Here is a 17,364-nt window from a genome sequence, read left to right as displayed (position 1 = left end):
ATTAAGAATTAATCTAAATAAGCATGTTAACTATGGCCAGATACCCAGATTCATATAAGAAATGGCGATTTTATTTATCGAACCTACAAAAGCCGCTGTTCTGAGATCATGGATTTTTGGATTGCTCTGCTTGATTTCTCTGATCTCATGATAAGCCCGGATCATGGTTTCTTCGAGGCCCGAGTTTACAAGTTCAAGTTCTGAAGGCCCTTTCACTACTAATTTCTTTTGTTCCGGACTTAAATTCACCCCGGTCATTTTCTCCATAAGATTGATCAGGTTGAGACTGGTATTTTCTTCATACCGTTTATCCATACGTCCAAAAGCAACGTGAGAAAGGTTTTTAAGCCATTCGAAATACGACACCGTAACCCCTCCGGCATTACAATACATATCAGGAATAATGATTCCACCGTTTTTAATAAATATTTCGGCAGCTTGCGGAGAAGTAGGCCCGTTAGCGCCTTCAGCTATGATTTTCGCCCTTATTTTAGCAATATTATGAAGAGTAAGCTGGTTCTCTAGTGCTGCCGGCACCAGAATATCGCAGTCCTGCTCAAGCCCATCGGCAGAGTTATTGAACCCGGTAGAACCCTTAAATCCAAGAATAGAGCCGGTCTCTTTTCTATGTGTCATTACCGCTTCCAGGTCAAGGCCTGCGGCGTTGTAAATAGCTCCTTCAAATTCGCACAGACCCACAATTATTGCCCCGAATTCGGCCAGATATTTTGCCGAATGGTATCCAACATTACCAAGTCCCTGAACAATTATTCTTTTACCTTCTAAACCCGGACTTAGTCCCAGCGGCTTCATATCTTCGGCAATACTTACACATTCTTTTGTAGCAATCGCCACTCCCCTGCCTGTAGCCTCTTTACGTCCGTGAATTCCATGCAGGGCGATGGGTTTACCCGTTACACAACCCAGAGCATCTAACTGACCAGGATTCATGGTTAGATAGGTATCCGCAATCCAGCTCATCTCGCGCTCACCCGAACCGTAGTCTGGCGCCGGAACATCAATGGCGGGCCCAATAAAGTTTTTCTTGATTAATTCAACCGTATAGCGGCGGGTGATATTCTCCAGTTCGGCAAGAGAGTAATTTTTGGTATTGATCTTTATACCGCCCTTTGCTCCACCAAAGGGAACGTTCACTATGGCGCATTTATACGTCATCAGCGCCGCTAAGGCCATCACCTCATCCTGGTTTACAATTTCGCTGTAGCGAATACCGCCTTTCGTAGGCGACATATGATTTGAATGTTCAACCCTCCATCCGTCTATCACCTCTACATTATGGCCTTTTCTAATAGGGAAGCGGAAATGGTAGACGCTGTTACATGCCTTTATCTGGTTGAGAAGGCCGGCAGAATGGTTAGTAAATTGTGCTGCGTAATCAAAATAAGAACAAACATCGTCAAAGAAACCTGATGGATTAGGGTTAACAATATCTTTTGCCATATCGAAGGGTTTTTAAAGTCTTTTTTGCAATTTGATTAATTAAATCAATACTGCAAAACAATCTTAACTTAAACCTCTAAACGGCGGGAATGTTCGATGTGAGTGGCTGCTAGTCTTTTTTCTCCAGCTTTTTCACGCGGCGGTCTATAGAAAAAAGATACATCACCAAGCCAAGAAAGATCACACCTATTACCGCTACCACCACGTATATCTTACCCGAGCTCCTCATTCCGGTAGCCATGTCGACATCTTGCGAACGGGCCTGAATGAAAGTGAAGATCAATGCAAGAATGCTAAGTATCTTTTTCATATTGAGTTTTCTATGTTTTCAAGTTTGCGCAACCGATAGCGGATATTCATAATCCAGGTTCCCATTAATATCCATCCGATTACAGCGGGATAAAAAACAAGTTTCATATTATTATCCAGGTCATAACCTCCAAAACCCGGGTTACCACCGTTTCCGGGATGCAAAGAATCTGTCATCCGGGGCAAGATAAAAAGCAATACAATCATTACCGGGAATGCAAAAATATTGTATACCGCCGAAATTTTAGCTCGCTTTTGTTCTTCATCCACAGAATTTCGCAAAACCAGATAAGCAAGGTACATCAATGTAGAAATTGCCGATCCGTTCAGTTTCGGATCATTAGGCCAAAAATCTCCCCAGGTAATATTTGCCCAAAGCATCCCGCTTGCTAATCCTAAAAAACAAAAAATTACCCCGGTATTAACGCATTCAACGGCGATTAAGTCATGGTTAGTTTTTCCAGAGGCCAGGTATTTGATACTATAAATTACAGAGATAAGATAAAGCAAAATCATAGCAAACCACATAGGTACATGGTAATAGAGATTGCGAATTGACTCGTGAAGTATGGGTAATGCCGGAACTTCTATCAGTAAACCTCCCGCCAGCGAGTAGAGTACCAAAACTGAGGCAAGAATCTTCCACCAGTTTTCTTTCATCATTTTCTTTATTTAGCGCTCAAATGTAAAAAAGAGCGGCGGTGGTTCAAAATGAATAATGCCTTTCACCTTATTTATTTCGAGTAAGGATAATATAGTACAACTTTTTTGGGTGGTGTAAACCGAAAACGTGAAAAAAGATTCGCTGTTCGGTTTTATGTTCTTCTATATTTTTTTGGGAACTGTAAATTAGGATTCAATTAATACATTACCTTAGTGTCAATATAACAATTACTACATTGAAGGATATAAAAGATAAATTTTCAAATCAGGCTAAGCAATATCAGCAATTCAGGCCGGTTTACCCTCAGTTGCTATACAGCTTTTTAGATAGCAAAGTAACGGCTTTTGATGCTGCCTGGGACTGCGGAACCGGTAACGGGCAAGTAGCGACTCAATTGGCAGAAAGATTTACTGAAGTTTGCGCTACCGATATCAGTGAAAAACAACTGGCGGAGGCTTCCCAAAAAGAAAATATCAAATACAGCCTGAGCCGGGCAGAAAAGACTGGGTATCCGGACGACAAGTTTGATCTGACTACCGTGGCTCAAGCGGTTCATTGGTTTGATCATGATAGTTTTTTTAAAGAAGTGCTACGGGTTTCTAAGCCAAACGCCGTCGTTGCTATATGGGGCTATAATCTACTTAGGATATCTGCCGAAATAGATAAGCTGATCGACACTTTTTATGGCCAGACTCTCGGCGAATACTGGGATTATGAGCGAAAACTTGTTGAAGATGAGTACAAATCCATGCCCTTCCCTTTCGAAGAATTTGAAGTACCGCGGTTCGAGATAGTTGCAAACTGGGATGATCAGCAGGTATTAGGCTATTTCAATTCATGGTCGGCCGTACAAAATTTCATCGAAAAAAATGGAACTAATCCGGTCGACGATTTAGCCGGTCAACTCAGTTCATATTGGCAGGCTGATGAAACTAAGAAGATTCGTTTCAGAATTTTCACTCGTATGGGTAGAGTTAAGAAGTAAGCGGCTGCGTTTTAGCTGCAACGAGGGTCAGAAAAGAATAAGTACAAAGATATCTGGCTATCTCTTAATTTTTTTGACGCATTTTTCATCCTTGTAAAACCAATCCGACGCTGTTATGTTGTTATAACATCATGAATACAGCCCAAACAGACAACACCAAACTCAAAAACCAGGAGGTTCAATTTATTCTTACCGGATTAAAAGATTCATTGATTGTTTTGCTGGCAGCGGGCGCCTGTTTGGCTTCTATGTATACTTTTATCTATTTTTAATCCTTCCATAGATAAGGAAAAAGAAGCAGGGAGACTGTTATCACAATCAAATTAATAGCCGCTAACACACCTATTTCATTCAAGCTGACACTTCTGTCGAGCCCGTCCATTGCATTTTTTGAAAATTTAATCAATACGATCAATAGCGGGATAATTACCGGAAAACTCAAGATGGCCATTAACGCACCGCTATTGTTTGCCTTTGAAGCGATGCCCGATATCATAGTAAAAACCGAAGCAAAGCTGATACTTCCGATTAACACGGCAAGCAGGTAAAACCAGGGATCCCCTATCGGATTTTTAAATACCAGCATATAAAAACCTATTGCGATAATCGACAGCAGCAGCATTAACATGATGTTATAGATGATTTTGGAGAGAATCACCGCTTTCGCGCTTGCAATGGTGTAATAGTATAATTGCCGGTTTTTATTCTCCTGAAGAAAACTTTTAGCAATTGCATTTACCGATGCAAAAAGCATAATGATCCAAAATAACGCGTTCCATGTTATAGGATTAATCTGCTTGAACGAAAGAAAACAAACAAAGATGGTGGAGACAACGTAAAGTAATATTCCATTAAAGGCATATTTAGAACGCCATTCCAATATCACCTCTTTCTCAACCAGAAATTTGATCTGTTTAAATAATTGCATCGCTTCAAAGATAAGCAGAACTTACTCATTAATTAATCCGGTCGCCACCGGATATTTTTCAAAAAAAATGTAATTTCGAACATGTTTTGCTCTACCCTCAACACTCCTATAGGCTTACTGATTATAAAAGCAACAACAGAGGCGTTAGAATTCATAGGGTACGATCTTGACGACGTTGAAGAGAACCCTGGCGAATTAACCGAATATGTTAAAGGTCAGTTGCAGGAATATTTCGACGGAAAACGAAGTATTTTCGATTTACCCCTGCAACAAGCCGGAACAGACTTTCAGAGAAATGTATGGAACGAACTATTGAAAATTGAGCCAGGCAAGCCAATAAGTTATGCGGCTCTTTCTAAGAGAATGAACAATCCTCTGGCAATCAGAGCTATCGCTTCTGCTAATGGGAAAAACAAACTAATGATCGTGATACCCTGCCATCGGGTGATAGGCAGTGGCGGAGAACTGGTAGGTTATGCGGGAGGCCTGTGGCGAAAAAAATGGTTGTTAGAGCACGAGGCCCGCATGATGAACACGGGCCAGGCTACTCTGATGTTTTAAATTATCCTCTTTGTTTTTCTTCCGCCAATAATCGACAATACAGAACCTAAAATCAATAGCATCCACCCGGTCCAGCGGTAGTGAACCACTCGTACTGCGGCAGCTGCCAGCTTTTTGAAGGGGATAAAACTAAACGCGTCATTCACTTTAAAGTAAACAGCAGCCAGCGTAAAAAGCACAACAATTAGCGATGCCCAGCCAGCAAACCGTAGCAAGCCGGGCTTGTTGATAAGTGACGCAATAAGTCCGAGAACGGCCAAGGTCATTACGATAGATGCCAATGCAACATCGATATCATAGTAGTTCCATTCTCCAATAATGGGAATATGAAGCATCGGACTCAGACCGCCGGCGATGATTAGCAGCGAGCCTAGTAGGCCTAAATAATTTAGAGATTTCATTTTACTTTTTTTCTGTGATTTCCATTTTTTCGGCAAAATGGGCGCAATAATCGCGAAGATCTTCAACAATGTTTTTTTCACCGGTAGCTCTTAAGAAACTATCCCCCATGGTTTGTAAGGTTTCGTAAAAGAACCGCTTCATTTCGTCAACAGGCATGTCTTTCGTCCACAAGTCGATACGCAGGGAATTTTTATATTGATGGTCCCAAAGAGCCAGCATCATGGACTTTACGGGCAATTTTTCTTTATTTTCAGAATCTGTAGATTCCCAGGTGATGTTTTCAGGAACATTGTTATCGTCCAGCTCTATCGTAAGTTTTATTTCTGCTTTCTTCATTTTTATGTATAACCTATTTTTATATCCGTTGCAATAGCACCATCAATACCGCGGCAAAGATGATAAATAGAAGTTCTATAATCCAAATGCGTTTTATATCCCTTAAGAACCTTCGAAATATCAGATCAGTAAGAAAACTAATCGCCGTCAGCACCAACAGTGAAATGCTTCCCAGCACTCTCCATCCTTCAGAATCTCGAAAAACTGCGAGATAAACCACACTTACCAGAAGTGCAGATGTTAGAATATTGAGAGGAGTTAAACGCAAGTTCACCCACGCCTCCTGTTGTTTCCTCTAAAACTGCTTTTCACGCTGCTCGATACTTTGGGCGCTTTTCCGGTTCCGGATTTATTACTTTCCGGCTTTTTCGACTTAGCTATTTTCTGAGCTATTGCTTTAGCGTTTTTCTTATCGTGAAAGGCTCCTTTGAATTCCGGGTCTTCTTTCCGCTTTTGATTATCAATTTCTTTAGCAATTTGCTGTCTTTCCTCGTAAGGAGTTTCCTCGATAAAAACGCCCTCCGGGATGTTCTCTACCGGGATTTGCTGCCGGATTAATTGTTCGATTTTATGAATATAATACTTCTCAGCTTCATTGCAGAAGGTAATTGCCTCGCCGATGTTATTTGCCCTTCCGGTTCTTCCAATCCGGTGTACATAATCTTCAATAATAATAGGAACATCGAAGTTTATAACATGACTCACGTTACTTACATCGATTCCGCGTGAGGCGACATCGGTGGCAACCAACACCCGAACCCCGCCTTCTTTAAAAGCATTCATCGAATTTATTCGGGTATTTTGCCCTTTGTTGGCGTGGATCACCCGGATTTCGTCCAAGGTATACCGACGCTCCAGGAACTTAAAAATATTATCGGCCGTAGTCTTTGTCTTACAGAAGATAATCAATCTGCTAAACTCTTCACTTTTCAGCAGATGCTGAAGAAGGTTGATTTTCGTTTTGTTATTAGGCACATAATACAGTACCTGCTTAACAGATTGTGCCGGCGTTGCCGGCGCCGAGGCCTCAATAACAAGCGGGAACTTTAAAAAGTCGCCTGCAATTTTGTGAACAAGCTCGCTCATCGTTGCAGAAAAAAGGAGGTTCTGGCGTTTTCTGGGAACAACTTCCAGAATTCTATGGATCGAGCCTATAAAACCCATATCTACCATTTTGTCGGCTTCATCCATCACCATTACCTGAAGGGAACGTGTATTGATATCGCCGGAAAGGTACAGATCAAGAAAGCGGCCGGGTGTAGATACCAGGATATCAACTCCTTTTGCCAGCTGGGCCTTCTGCATTTTTGGCCCTAAGCCACCATAAAGAACGATGGTCCGCAAGTCGGTATATTTGGAGAAAAGCTTAATGTTTTCCTCGATTTGCATGGCCAGTTCCCGGGTGGGCGCAAGAATAAGCGCTCTGGCATCATTACCCTGAGCATATTTAAGCTTCATCAGTATGGGTAGAACGAACGCAGCTGTTTTGCCCGTGCCCGTTTGTGCAATACCCATTAAATCCTGACCCGATAAAATCGGTGCTATTGCTTTCTGCTGAATGGGCGTTGGCGTTGTAAATCCCGCCTCAGCTATAGCATTTAAAATCTGTGGATTTAATTTGAAGTCTTCAAATGTTTGCGACATGCCGCAAAGATACACGGATTTACGATTTGTGATTTATCATACAGGAATTAAGTCATACTTTAGCGAAATAATCACGCGAGCCTGACTAAAGCCCGTAACTCAGTCACAACATTTTGAATTTTTCATGTCTTCGATCCTAATCAAATCAGCAACAATTGTTAGCGAGAACCGTCAGTTTGTGGGCGACGTATTAATTAAAAATGGCTTCATCGAGCAAATAGGGCCGTCATTAAATATCAAAGCCGACAAAGAAATCAATGCAGAGGGTAAGCATCTCCTTCCGGGATGCATTGACGACCAGGTTCATTTTCGCGAACCCGGGCTTACTCATAAAGGAGAGATTTTCACTGAAAGCCGTGCTGCCGTTGCTGGAGGAATAACCTCATTCATGGAGATGCCGAACACGGTTCCGAATACGGTTACCCAGGAATTGCTGAGTGATAAATACGAAATTGCATCGAGCAGGTCGCTGGCCAACTATTCGTTTTTTATGGGAGCTACCAACGACAATCTGAATGAAGTGCTGAAGACGAATCCCAGGGAAGTATGCGGAATAAAAATTTTTATGGGTTCTTCAACCGGCAACATGCTGGTTGATAATGAAAAGACTCTTGAATCTATTTTCAGTTCCACTCCTATGCTTATCGCAACCCATTGCGAAGACGAAGATACCATTAAACGTAACCTGGAGGTTTTCAAAGAAAGATATGGTGATAACATAACTCCCGAAATGCATCCGCTGATTCGTGATGCAGAAGCTTGTTATAAGTCCTCTTCATTTGCTGTGGAACTCGCTAAAAAACATGGTTCCAGATTGCACATTCTTCACATATCCTCTGCTAGAGAAACACTGCTTTTCGAAAAGGATATTGAGCTGAAGGATAAGAAGATAACAGCCGAAGCCTGTATCCATCATTTATGGTTTTCTGATAGAGATTATGCAGAAAAAGGCAACTGGATTAAATGGAACCCGGCAATAAAAACGGAGGAAGACCGGCTGGGAATATTCCAGGCTGTGCTTGACGGAAGAATTGACGTAATTGCTACCGACCATGCTCCGCATACCATCGAAGAGAAAAAAAAATCTTATTTACAGGCTCCCTCCGGCGGCCCGCTGGTTCAGCATTCTTTATTGGCGATGCTCGAGTTTTATCATAAAGGATTAATATCGCTTGAAAAGATTGTCGAAAAAATGGCACACAATCCGGCAATCTGCTTTAAGATTGAAAACCGGGGCTTTATCCGTGAGGGGTATTGGGCGGATTTAGTATTGGTAGATTTGAGGCAAAGTTCTGCAGTTTCGCACGCCAATATCTTATCAAAATGCGGCTGGAGTCCGTTTGAAGGCTATACGTTTAAATCCGCAATAGTTGATACCATAGTGTCAGGCAAGCATGTTTATCAGGATGGTAAAATTATTGAAGCCGGAATGGGCAGAAGGTTAGCCTTTAACTCTTAAATTTATCATGATCGTCCACAAAAAAATTCCAACAATACTTTGTCTGGAATCCTCAATATAGCTAAGCACTTGGTTGGCAGTGGATACTTAATTTGTCGAGTTGGTTCCCTGCGAAATAACTCTTGAACTCAATATTTTTCCGGCTTTATCCTGAACAACCTCAATAACTGACCCCGTTGTATCTCTAAGCCGCTTTACAGTATTTCCAGCTGCATTAGTAGTGGTGCTTATCACTGGCAAATCCAGAATTTTTCCTACAGTTTTCGTATTGACAACTTTACCTGTTGTATCGAGGGTTTTCTCCACAATATTACCTGCTGAATCCAGTGTTTTCTGAACAGTTTGTCCAAGAGTGTTTATCGTTTGAGATAATACCCCTCCTGGCTGCAAGGCTGTATTTGCGACGCCGCCTACTGTGTTAACGGTATTATCGACCGTGTTTAATAATTGCTCAACCAATTGCGGGTTGTCATTCACAGTTTGTAATGTTTTTTCGATAATAGCTCGCACGTTATCAAGCCTGACAACTAAAAGTGCACTGGCTTCCACTCCTTTTATGCCGATTTTTACCTTATCGATGTTAAGGTCAACACCGGCCGATAACTGCACCAAATTTGCGACCCGTGCATCCAGCGCCAACTTTGCGGTGAGGTTTTCTACCTCCAGGGTAATCTCATCAACATATAGATGAGGAACGTCCAGCAACACGTCAGGCTGATCAGATCCTATTGGATCGTTCGGGCGATATGGACTTTGCGGGAGCTGCTGCCGTTGTGGCCTTTGTACGTTAGTTCGGCTGCTAGATGAGATTTCGGTATTCCGGTCGCCTCTGGTGTTTGTACGCCTGCGTCCGGTGGTGTCGGTTTGAGCAATAAGCACCTGACAAACCGATAACATAGATAATAAGAGAAATATTTTTCGCATAGTTAATAGTTGGTTTAATATTAAGACAAAAAACCCTGATAGATGTTTTTTGAGATCGTTAATGGATAATTTTGAAAACCAATTCTTTTAATAACTCACCATCCGTGGTATTACCAGAAGAGTCAACACCTTTTGATTTCAAATCATATTCTCTCAAGTAACCGAACACAGAGAACACCTTGAAGGCATCATAATTTCTGGCAGCCAACTCATAATCTTTTACGAAATAGGGATTTACTCCCAGTTCTCTCGCTAAATTCTGCGGCGATTTATCGGCCACATAGTGATATTTAAGAATTTTGGTAAACCAAGTGTTCAATGCACCAAATACCAGTTGAATAGGGTTTGCTTTGGGGTTAGCAGCGAAATAATCTATAATTTGATTGGCTTTAAAAGGATCACGCTTAGCTAATGCATCCTGAAGTTCAAAAACATTGTACTCCTTGCTGATACCGATATTATTTTGAATATCCTCAACGGTTATTTCCTGGCCCTTGGGTACATTTAACATTAACTTTTCGAGTTCATTGGAAATCTTAGAAAGGTCATTTCCCAGATATTCAGCAATCATTGCTGAAGCGCGGGCATGTATTCTGTACGACTTCTCTTTAACAAACTCTTCAACCCAGGCCGGCACTTTATTTTCATAAATTGTGGCTGATTCAAACACAACGCCTCTTTTTTCAATGGCCTTATAGGTTTTTTTCCGCTTATCGAACTTTGCATGTTTATAGCAGAAAACCAAAATTGTACTTGGTACAGGATTTTCCAAATAAGTTAACAGTGGGTCGGCAGATTTTTTATCATCGCCCTCCTTTCCCCATTTCAACTCCTGCGCTTCCTTGATCAAAACGAGCTGGTACTCGCTCATCATCGGAAAACGCTTCGCAGCATTCAATAAGTTCATTACATCGGTGTCGCGGCCATATAATACAGTTTGGTTGAATCCCTTTTCAGCGTCTGTTAGTAAATTGCTCTCAATGTAGTTGCTAAATAAATCTATATAGTATGATTCTTCACCATGGAAGAGGTATACCGGTTTAAATTTCCGGCTTTTCAGGTCGTTTAATAATGCTGGGGCGGTCATATCAGAAAGGCCAAATTAATAAAAATGCCAAAGTAAATTTTAAGAAATCGGGATGATTTAAAAGAAATTTCGGAAATTAGCGGGGTGATCTTTGAGCCGGTTCCTCTAAACTTCCCTTCCTATCCTTTCAAAATAAAAGAGGAAAATTCCATTCACTACATTTTTGATGACATAAGAAAGAAATACCTCGTTTTAACACCTGAAGAATGGGTGAGGCAACATGTGGTACAATACATCATCAGGGAAAAAGGATACCCAAGATCGTTGATAAAACTTGAAGGAGGCTTAAAACTCAATTCGCTGCAGAAAAGAACGGATGTTGTGGTATTTAATCCCCAGGGTGAGAAAATCCTCCTGATCGAGTGTAAGGCCCCTTCTATCAAAATCACACAAAAGGCTTTCGATCAGATAGCTAGATACAATATTATCCATAAAGTACCGCTATTATTTGTCAGTAACGGACTGCAGCATTATACCTGTAAGATCGATTTTTCAGAAAACAACTACCAATTTGTGGAAAACTTGCCACATTTTTTGAAAAAATTGTAACCCTTTATCACGAGCTTCGTAACAAGCTGAAAAATAAAGAGCTATGCAAGTTCATCTATCCAAGCAGCAGAATTCTATAAGTACCTCAAATAAGGGGAATTTATCCAGCGCAAGCATTTTATCTGGCATTGCCATCATTACGGCAACATTAACGGCTATGGCCCTTATACCAGGTTACTCAAGTTTTATTACAGGTACTTTGGTTATTGGCGTAACTGTTAGGTATCTAATCACAGCGACGAATAAAAAGCCGCTATTGCTTGAAATTACCGATGATAAAATCACCTATCTCTCTGAAGAGAAAAACGAATTGATCACTATCCTGCCTGAGGAGATATCAAATATCACTCATAAGTTTTGTGAGCTTCAGATTCACACAAAAGACGACAAGGTGCACAATATAAACCTGTTAAATACAGGAAGTGAGCAAACTCGCTGGGAAATTAAGGAGCATACCAGAATGCTGATAGAAAAGATTCAGGGATAATTTCTGGCTTCTTATTTATTAGTTAATCTGATAGCGCCCAGCGCGATGTCCATTCTCTGAAGAATCTGGTCGAACGACTTTACCTCGTCTCTGGCCTGAAAAGCTCTCAACTCCTTTATATCAATCGGTTTTTGGCCCTCCCATTCTAAAATTCCGCCAAAACATGGGTTAGTTTTGGGAATATCCCCATTATTAAAGCCTGTGATTAAACCCGGATCTGATGATGTAAAGTTTTTGAATGTAAGCGCCATGTTGTTATTCTTTCGAACCAGGTCTCTGATAGACATTCCAACGGTAATACTGTCTTTAGTCATATAGGGCGACATCTTATCAACAGCCTCCACGTATCTGATCGTCTTAAACGGCGCTTGTTTTTCTTTCCAATATACATTTATATGTTCCGGGGAATTCTCCCAAACACTGGTAAACTTGCCTGCGAGGTTATTTTCATGCTCGGTCAATACAGAATCACCAAACTTTTTTTCTAAATCGGCATGACTATCAGTAAGTTTTACCTGCCCTATTCCTTCACAGCTTATCAACACCTTCGGATCAATTGATTCTACTTTCTCCGTGGTTTTCTTCTGACCGCATGAAGCAAAAACTGCTACTGCAAGTGCTAAACATAAATATTTCATGATATTAAATGGTCTAAAATATATTCGTCGTTAGAGTGCTCCGAGGCTTTGCTGAAGCATGGCGATCTTAGCTTCTGCATCGGCCTTTTTATTCCGCTCGTTTTCAATGATCTCCGCCTTCGCATTCTGCACAAAGCGCTCATTCGAAAGCTTTGCGTTCACCGATTTTAAGAATCCGGCCAGATAATCAAGCTCTTTGGTAATTCTCTCGCGCTCTGCCTCGGTATCGATGTTCCCGGCCAGGCTTACAAAAAACTCGTCACGGCCAACGATAAAACTTGCAGCGCCATCAATCTTACTCTCAACAAGAGAAATCTCAGAAACATTTGCCAGCTTATAGATGATATTGAAGTAATTTTTAAAGCTGATTTCGGAATTAACCTTTATGCCAAGCGGAAGAGGTTCTTTGGGTGAAATTTGCTTACTATTGCGAATATTTCGGATTTCAGAAATCACTTGTTTTATGGAATCAACATCCCGCAGTAACAAGCTATTTACTTCGGCTGATTTAGGATAGGGAGCAACTATACAGCACTGTAGCTCATCCCTCTGGCCAAACAACTCGTCATGCCAAAGTTCCTCAGTAAGGAAAGGCATAAAGGGGTGTAACAGCGTGAGTATCCGCTCGAAAAATTCAAGCGTAACATCAAATGTCTGTTTGTCTATTGGTTGCTGATAAGCGGGTTTTACCATTTCCAGATACCATGCACAGAAATCGTCCCACACTAATTTATAGGTTGCCATTAAGGCCTCAGATAAACGATACTGATCAAAATGATTTTCTATTTCGGCCAAGGCCTCGTTAAAGCGACTTTCGTACCAGTTTACAGCCTGCTCGTTTACGAAATCTAATTGGGGATCTACTTCCCAGCCTTTAACGAGCCTGAACGCATTCCAGATTTTATTAGCGAAATTTCTGCCCTGCTCGCAGTACGACTCATCAAACATCAAATCGTTCCCGGCGGGAGAGCATAGCAGCATCCCAACACGTACGCCATCTGCACCATAGGTTTCGATCAACCCTATAGGATCGGGGGAGTTCCCTAACGACTTTGACATTTTCCGGCCTATCTTATCACGGACAATTCCCGTTAAATACACGTTCCTGAAAGGCAACTCACCTCTAAACTCGTGGCCCGCCATTATCATTCTGGCTACCCAGAAGAATAAAATTTCAGGCGCGGTAACCAGATCATTAGTCGGGTAATAATAATTCAGATCTGCATTACCTTTAGCTTCCGGATTACCGCAAACAGATGGATCAAAGACCGAGATCGGCCACAACCAGGATGAAAACCAGGTATCTACAACGTCTTCGTCTTGTTTTAAATCTTCGGGTTTCAAATCAGCTGGTGCAGATTTGATTCGCTGGGCCTCTAAAAAAGCCTCCTCTCGTGTTTTTGCAACAACATACTGTCCGTTAGGCAGATACCAGGCTGGAATCTGTTGTCCCCACCATAATTGTCTGCTAATACACCAGTCTTTCACGTTTTCCATCCAATGGCGGTAGGTATTGATAAACTTATCCGGAATAAGTTTTATATCGCCCTTTAACACATACTCGAGGGCCGGCTGCGCCATTTCGTCCATCTTACAAAACCATTGCATAGATAGTTTAGGTTCGATGGCTGCATCGGTACGCTCTGAAAAACCGACTTGCGATTTATAATCTTCCACTTTTTCGAGCTGAGCAGCCTCTTCAAGGAGCTTCGCGATCTTCTTCCGGGCGATAAATCGCTCCTCACCTATCAGGATCTCTGCTTTCTCGTTTAAGGTACCATCGTCATTTAGGATATCAATTACTGGCAAATTATGTTTAACACCCAGCTCGTAGTCATTCAGATCATGTGCAGGAGTAACTTTTAAACATCCTGTTCCGAATTCCATTTCTACATACTCATCTTCGATGATTGGAATCTCCCGGTTGATTAAAGGAACTAAAACCTTTTTACCTTTTAAATGCTGGTAACGTTCATCGTTCGGATTGATACAGACTGCTGTATCCGCCATAATAGTCTCGGGCCGCGTGGTAGCAATCACTATATACGCATTAGAATCGCCGGCCACTTTATATCTGATATAATATAATTTCTGATTGACCTCTCTGCGTATAACTTCCTCATCAGAAACGGCGGTTTTACCTTTAGGATCCCAGTTCACCATACGGATACCACGGTAAATAAGTCCTTTTTTGTGAAGGTGGATGAATGTATCTATAACCGCTTCAGACAGGGGCTCATCCATAGTGAAGCGGGTTCTGTCCCAGTCGCATGATGCACCAAGCTTTTCAAGTTGCTTAAGAATAATGCCGCCATATTTTTCTTTCCACTCCCATGCGTATTTAAGGAACTCTTGCCGGCTGATGTCTTTTTTTTCAATGCCTCTTTCTTTGAGCATTGCAACCACCTTGGCCTCCGTGGCTATTGAGGCGTGATCTGTTCCCGGCACCCAACAGGCATTTTTTCCTAACATCCTGGCTCTCCGGATCAATACATCCTGAATAGTATTATTAAGCATATGCCCCATATGCAACACCCCGGTAACATTGGGCGGAGGTATCACTATGGTGTAGGGTTCGCGCTCGTCTGGCACCGATTTAAAAAACTTCTTTTCAAGCCAGTAGCTATACCATTTATCTTCAGTTTCTTTAGGATTATATGTTTTGGAGATACTCATATTTTCGATTCAAATTCCAGCAAAAAGGGACGGCAAAAATAACTTTTTAAGTTTAGTTTCCATGGATTGATGAAAGCGATTACAAAATCAATTTTCAGAAACAATATTTCGACAGGACGGCAGTTATCTATTTATATCAGCCAATAAGTAATGAAATCTCTCTTCAATCTTAAATTTGACCTCTTTATTAAGGCATTATGTGTAAACCGGATCATCAAATGGTTTAACAAATAGGTAAAAAAGAGAAAACCTTCCAAGGCGGCAGGGCCGGATCTTCCGCTTTATATCCCTTCATAAAAGACATCCATAAAAATCGTAAATTTGCGCCGTGATAGCGATTAATAACCTTACGTTCGAGATTGGTGCAAGAGCATTGTACGACGAAGCCAACTGGCACATTAAACCAGGAGAAAAAATCGGCCTTATTGGGGCCAATGGTACCGGAAAAACAACCTTACTAAAAATAATTGTAGGCGCCTATAGTCCCACCAGTGGAGCTATTTCTATGGCAAAAGATTTGAAAATGGGATACCTTAATCAGGATCTCCTTTCTTATCAAACAGACAAAAGCATCCTGCATGTGGCCATGGAAGCGTTTGAACGTCAGAATCAGCTACACACCGAAATAGAAAGTCTGCTCAAAAAACTTGAGACAGATTACTCTGATGATCTTTTACATAAATTGAGCGACAAACAACACGAGTTTGAAGCTCTTGACGGCTACAATATTGAATTCAGAGCCCATGAGATTCTGGCCGGTTTGGGATTTAGCGAGGATGATCAGAATCGGAACCTGATGGAGTTTTCAGGCGGATGGAGAATGCGGGTTATGCTGGCAAAAATCCTTCTCCAAACACCAGACATTCTTTTGCTGGATGAGCCCACCAACCACCTTGACTTACCTTCTATCAAGTGGCTGGAAACCTACCTTCAATCATTTGAAGGAGCCATAGTAATTGTTTCTCACGATAGATACTTCCTTGACCGCGTAGTTAAAAAGATTGTAGAATCGAGAAAAGGAAAACTTATTCCTTACGCAGGTAATTACAGTTTCTACCTGGAAGAGAAAGCCTTACGCGAAGAAATCCAGAGCGGTCAGTATAAAAACCAGCAGGCTAAGATCCGCCAGGAAGAGCGACTTATTGAGCGCTTCAGGGCAAAGGCGAGTAAAGCCAAAATGGCTCAATCACGTATCAAGGCCTTAGAAAAGATGGAACGGGTTGATGACGTAGACGACGATAATCCGACTGTAAATTTCAGTTTCAAATTCAGCAAGCAATCCGGAAGGCACGTAATCCGGATGGAACATGTAAACAAAGCATATCCCGGTCTTCAAATTCTTAAAGATGCACATGCGGTAATTGAAAAGGGTGATAAAATTGCGTTAATTGGCGCCAACGGTAAAGGTAAATCCACCTTGTTGCGCATCATAGCAGGCACGGATAAATCTTACGAAGGGATGTGTGAAACCGGCCATAATGTAACTACAACATTCTTTGCCCAGCACCAATTAGAATCTCTGCATCTCGAAAACGAAATTTTACGTGAACTTCAGGCCTTCGCTCCAAAACATACCGAGACTGAGTTAAGGTCTATTCTGGGATGCTTTTTATTCACAGGAGATGATGCCTTTAAGAAAATCAAAGTCCTTTCGGGAGGAGAAAAATCCCGCGTCGCTTTAGCCAAAGCACTTACTGCAGATGCTAACTTTCTGATTCTTGATGAGCCTACCAATCACCTCGACATTCAATCGGTTAATATTTTAATTCAGGCGCTACAGCAATATGAAGGTACTCTGATAGCCGTTTCACATGATAGGTATTTCCTTGATAATGTTGCCAATAAGATCTGGTATATTGAAAACCAGCAAATTAAGGCATATCCCGGAACTTATGCAGAGTATGAGGAATGGCAATCAAAACGGCCTACTGTAGTAGAGAAGCCTGCTGCTCCCGCTGTTAAGAAAGAAGAAAAACCAATAGAAAAACCGGCTGCCAACGATAAAAGCAAAAATCTTAAAAAGCTAAATCAAAGCATGCTACAGCTTGAGGAACGGATTTTAGATATAGAAAATGATATCAAAACCGCCGAAGCTGAACTTGCCACAGATGCTATTTACCAGGATTCAGCACGGCTGAAGGCCGTAAATGAACAATACAAAACCGCTAAGGACAACCTGCATAAGGCACAGGCAGAATGGGAAACTTTAGCTGAACAAATATTAGAACTTGAAAACGCCTCTATCTAATTTGTG

18 protein-coding genes are annotated in these 17,364 nt (G+C 41.5%); 7 read left to right on the top strand and 11 right to left on the bottom strand.

From position 1 onward, the window contains the following. Positions 1-30: 30 nt before the first annotated feature. The 3 genes from J3P43_RS17535 to ccsA all read right to left on the bottom strand — a co-directional run bounded on the left by J3P43_RS17535 (position 31) and on the right by ccsA (position 2,430). Entirely contained in the window at positions 31-1,461 is a 1,431-nt protein-coding gene (locus J3P43_RS17535; protein WP_255904858.1) for a Glu/Leu/Phe/Val family dehydrogenase, read from the bottom strand. A gap of 109 nt (positions 1,462-1,570) precedes the next feature. Then, positions 1,571-1,771 carry a CcmD family protein gene (locus tag J3P43_RS17530; protein ID WP_255904856.1) on the bottom strand — a complete coding sequence of 67 codons (201 nt, stop codon included), beginning with the start codon at positions 1,769-1,771 and terminating at the stop codon, positions 1,571-1,573. Beyond that, positions 1,768-2,430, bottom strand: a complete 663-nt coding sequence (gene ccsA, locus J3P43_RS17525; RefSeq protein ID WP_255905110.1) for a cytochrome c biogenesis protein — start codon at positions 2,428-2,430, stop codon at positions 1,768-1,770. The genes J3P43_RS17530 and ccsA overlap by 4 nt, the downstream gene beginning before the upstream one ends. Positions 2,431-2,669: 239 nt before the next feature. Here ccsA and J3P43_RS17520 point away from each other — a divergent pair, with 239 nt between their 5' ends. Together J3P43_RS17520 and J3P43_RS17515 are read left to right on the top strand one after the other, a co-directional pair. Next, entirely contained in the window at positions 2,670-3,419 is a 750-nt protein-coding gene (locus J3P43_RS17520; RefSeq protein WP_255904855.1) for a class I SAM-dependent methyltransferase, read from the top strand. A 131-nt stretch (positions 3,420-3,550) separates the two neighbouring features. Then, positions 3,551-3,691: a hypothetical protein gene (locus J3P43_RS17515; protein ID WP_255904854.1), complete on the top strand. Its 141-nt coding sequence runs from the start codon at positions 3,551-3,553 to the stop codon at positions 3,689-3,691. On the opposite strand, the gene J3P43_RS17510 is transcribed toward J3P43_RS17515, so the two are convergent. Further along, on the bottom strand, positions 3,688-4,347 hold the full coding sequence (locus J3P43_RS17510; protein ID WP_255904853.1) for a heme exporter protein CcmB: 660 nt from the start codon (positions 4,345-4,347) through the stop codon (positions 3,688-3,690). The genes J3P43_RS17515 and J3P43_RS17510 overlap by 4 nt on opposite strands. A gap of 81 nt (positions 4,348-4,428) precedes the next feature. Here J3P43_RS17510 and J3P43_RS17505 point away from each other — a divergent pair, with 81 nt between their 5' ends. Beyond that, entirely contained in the window at positions 4,429-4,908 is a 480-nt protein-coding gene (locus tag J3P43_RS17505; protein ID WP_255904851.1) for a methylated-DNA--[protein]-cysteine S-methyltransferase, read from the top strand. On the opposite strand, the gene J3P43_RS17500 is transcribed toward J3P43_RS17505, so the two are convergent. From J3P43_RS17500 to J3P43_RS17490, 3 genes are all read right to left on the bottom strand, one after another. Then, positions 4,905-5,309 carry a hypothetical protein gene (locus tag J3P43_RS17500; RefSeq protein ID WP_255904849.1) on the bottom strand — a complete coding sequence of 135 codons (405 nt, stop codon included), beginning with the start codon at positions 5,307-5,309 and terminating at the stop codon, positions 4,905-4,907. The two genes, J3P43_RS17505 and J3P43_RS17500, sit on opposite strands and share 4 nt — an antisense overlap. 1 nt (position 5,310) lies before the next feature. Beyond that, positions 5,311-5,646, bottom strand: coding sequence for a gliding motility protein GldC (gene gldC, locus J3P43_RS17495; protein ID WP_255904847.1), 336 nt, complete (start codon positions 5,644-5,646; stop codon positions 5,311-5,313). Positions 5,647-5,916: 270 nt separating this feature from the next. After that, positions 5,917-7,290, bottom strand: coding sequence for a DEAD/DEAH box helicase (locus tag J3P43_RS17490; RefSeq protein WP_255904845.1), 1,374 nt, complete (start codon positions 7,288-7,290; stop codon positions 5,917-5,919). Positions 7,291-7,414: 124 nt separating this feature from the next. Between J3P43_RS17490 and J3P43_RS17485 the strand changes: the two genes are divergently transcribed. After that, on the top strand, positions 7,415-8,749 hold the full coding sequence (locus J3P43_RS17485) for a dihydroorotase (protein WP_255904844.1): 1,335 nt from the start codon (positions 7,415-7,417) through the stop codon (positions 8,747-8,749). 87 nt (positions 8,750-8,836) lie between these two features. Here the strand turns inward: J3P43_RS17485 and J3P43_RS17480 are convergent, their stop codons facing one another. Next, entirely contained in the window at positions 8,837-9,673 is an 837-nt protein-coding gene (locus J3P43_RS17480; protein ID WP_255904843.1) for a hypothetical protein, read from the bottom strand. A gap of 58 nt (positions 9,674-9,731) precedes the next feature. Next, a complete protein-coding gene (gene holA / locus J3P43_RS17475) occupies positions 9,732-10,760 on the bottom strand; it encodes a DNA polymerase III subunit delta (protein ID WP_255904841.1) in 1,029 nt (342 codons plus the stop codon). An 87-nt stretch (positions 10,761-10,847) separates the two neighbouring features. Between holA and J3P43_RS17470 the strand changes: the two genes are divergently transcribed. Both J3P43_RS17470 and J3P43_RS17465 read left to right on the top strand, forming a co-directional pair. Then, positions 10,848-11,309 carry a type I restriction enzyme HsdR N-terminal domain-containing protein gene (locus tag J3P43_RS17470; RefSeq protein WP_255905108.1) on the top strand — a complete coding sequence of 154 codons (462 nt, stop codon included), beginning with the start codon at positions 10,848-10,850 and terminating at the stop codon, positions 11,307-11,309. 43 nt (positions 11,310-11,352) lie between these two features. Continuing rightward, complete coding sequence (locus tag J3P43_RS17465; RefSeq protein ID WP_255904839.1) at positions 11,353-11,796, top strand: hypothetical protein; 444 nt, start codon at positions 11,353-11,355, stop codon at positions 11,794-11,796. Between the two features lie 11 nt (positions 11,797-11,807). Here the strand turns inward: J3P43_RS17465 and J3P43_RS17460 are convergent, their stop codons facing one another. Then, positions 11,808-12,434: a hypothetical protein gene (locus tag J3P43_RS17460; RefSeq protein WP_255904837.1), complete on the bottom strand. Its 627-nt coding sequence runs from the start codon at positions 12,432-12,434 to the stop codon at positions 11,808-11,810. Between the two features lie 30 nt (positions 12,435-12,464). After that, positions 12,465-15,110, bottom strand: coding sequence for a valine--tRNA ligase (locus J3P43_RS17455; protein ID WP_255904836.1), 2,646 nt, complete (start codon positions 15,108-15,110; stop codon positions 12,465-12,467). A 328-nt stretch (positions 15,111-15,438) separates the two neighbouring features. On the opposite strand from J3P43_RS17455, the gene J3P43_RS17450 reads away from it, so the two are divergent. Then, positions 15,439-17,358 carry an ABC-F family ATP-binding cassette domain-containing protein gene (locus tag J3P43_RS17450; RefSeq protein WP_255904835.1) on the top strand — a complete coding sequence of 640 codons (1,920 nt, stop codon included), beginning with the start codon at positions 15,439-15,441 and terminating at the stop codon, positions 17,356-17,358. Positions 17,359-17,364: the final 6 nt, after the last annotated feature.

Origin of the sequence: Paradesertivirga mongoliensis, assembly GCF_024436395.1 — a bacterium.
Lineage (GTDB): Bacteria > Bacteroidota > Bacteroidia > Sphingobacteriales > Sphingobacteriaceae > Paradesertivirga > Paradesertivirga mongoliensis.
The sequence above is the reverse complement of the archived record's forward strand: the minus strand, read 5'-3'. Positions and strand labels throughout refer to the sequence as shown.

What these genes read in the sequence shown, in the direction of transcription:
- J3P43_RS17535 (WP_255904858.1), bottom strand. Translation starts at nt 1,461, where the DNA reads ATGGCAAAAGATATTGTTAACCCTAATCCATCAGGTTTCTTTGACGAT.
- J3P43_RS17530 (WP_255904856.1), bottom strand. Translation starts at nt 1,771, where the DNA reads ATGAAAAAGATACTTAGCATTCTTGCATTGATCTTCACTTTCATTCAG.
- ccsA (WP_255905110.1), bottom strand. Translation starts at nt 2,430, where the DNA reads ATGAAAGAAAACTGGTGGAAGATTCTTGCCTCAGTTTTGGTACTCTAC.
- J3P43_RS17515 (WP_255904854.1), top strand. Translation starts at nt 3,551, where the DNA reads ATGAATACAGCCCAAACAGACAACACCAAACTCAAAAACCAGGAGGTT.
- J3P43_RS17510 (WP_255904853.1), bottom strand. Translation starts at nt 4,347, where the DNA reads ATGCAATTATTTAAACAGATCAAATTTCTGGTTGAGAAAGAGGTGATA.
- J3P43_RS17505 (WP_255904851.1), top strand. Translation starts at nt 4,429, where the DNA reads ATGTTTTGCTCTACCCTCAACACTCCTATAGGCTTACTGATTATAAAA.
- J3P43_RS17500 (WP_255904849.1), bottom strand. Translation starts at nt 5,309, where the DNA reads ATGAAATCTCTAAATTATTTAGGCCTACTAGGCTCGCTGCTAATCATC.
- gldC (WP_255904847.1), bottom strand. Translation starts at nt 5,646, where the DNA reads ATGAAGAAAGCAGAAATAAAACTTACGATAGAGCTGGACGATAACAAT.
- J3P43_RS17490 (WP_255904845.1), bottom strand. Translation starts at nt 7,290, where the DNA reads ATGTCGCAAACATTTGAAGACTTCAAATTAAATCCACAGATTTTAAAT.
- J3P43_RS17485 (WP_255904844.1), top strand. Translation starts at nt 7,415, where the DNA reads ATGTCTTCGATCCTAATCAAATCAGCAACAATTGTTAGCGAGAACCGT.
- J3P43_RS17480 (WP_255904843.1), bottom strand. Translation starts at nt 9,673, where the DNA reads ATGCGAAAAATATTTCTCTTATTATCTATGTTATCGGTTTGTCAGGTG.
- holA (WP_255904841.1), bottom strand. Translation starts at nt 10,760, where the DNA reads ATGACCGCCCCAGCATTATTAAACGACCTGAAAAGCCGGAAATTTAAA.
- J3P43_RS17465 (WP_255904839.1), top strand. Translation starts at nt 11,353, where the DNA reads ATGCAAGTTCATCTATCCAAGCAGCAGAATTCTATAAGTACCTCAAAT.
- J3P43_RS17460 (WP_255904837.1), bottom strand. Translation starts at nt 12,434, where the DNA reads ATGAAATATTTATGTTTAGCACTTGCAGTAGCAGTTTTTGCTTCATGC.
- J3P43_RS17455 (WP_255904836.1), bottom strand. Translation starts at nt 15,110, where the DNA reads ATGAGTATCTCCAAAACATATAATCCTAAAGAAACTGAAGATAAATGG.